Raw genomic sequence first — 503 nt, 5'->3', positions numbered from 1 at the left:
AGCGTTTCATTTTTTGATGGAAGCGTATCCGGCATTAACGAAGTAGTTGCTGCATTCGACGGGCAGAACGCTTCTGACGAGGTGGCCGATGTGGTCGCAGGCGTCGTCGATCGTGCGCTTCTGTGCGATGCGCATCCAGTGCTTGATCTTGGCGAAGACTTGCTCGATCGGGTTGAGGTCGGGTGAGTACGGCGGCAGGTACCACAGCTTTGCGCCGGCTTTCCGGATCATCTGCCGGACGGTCGGCGACTTGTGGCTACCGAGATTATCCATGACGACGATGTCGCCCGGTTTGAGCACTTTGACGAGTTGCTGTTCGACATAGGCGCGGAAGCTTTCGCCGTTGATCGGTCCGTCGAACACGCAAGGCGCAGTGAGCTGGTCAGAGCGTAGGGCACCGAGGAAGGTCAGGGTTCGCCAGTGACCGTGCGGCGCAAAGCCGCGCAACCGCTCGCCCTTGGATCCCCAGCCGCGCAGCGGGGCCATGTTGGTCTTGATCCAGG

The 503-nt window shown here is 60.2% G+C and carries 1 protein-coding gene; it reads right to left on the bottom strand.

Going from position 1 to position 503, the window contains the following annotated elements:
* Nucleotides 1-6: 6 nt before the first annotated feature.
* Nucleotides 7-503, bottom strand: a 497-nt coding sequence (locus tag IVA82_RS01670) for an IS630 family transposase (RefSeq protein WP_247493134.1), incomplete at its 5' end; no start/stop codon positions are given.

Source organism: Bradyrhizobium sp. 142 (genome assembly GCF_023074015.1).
GTDB lineage: Bacteria > Pseudomonadota > Alphaproteobacteria > Rhizobiales > Xanthobacteraceae > Bradyrhizobium.
This window is presented reverse-complemented; position numbering and strand designations above follow the sequence as displayed.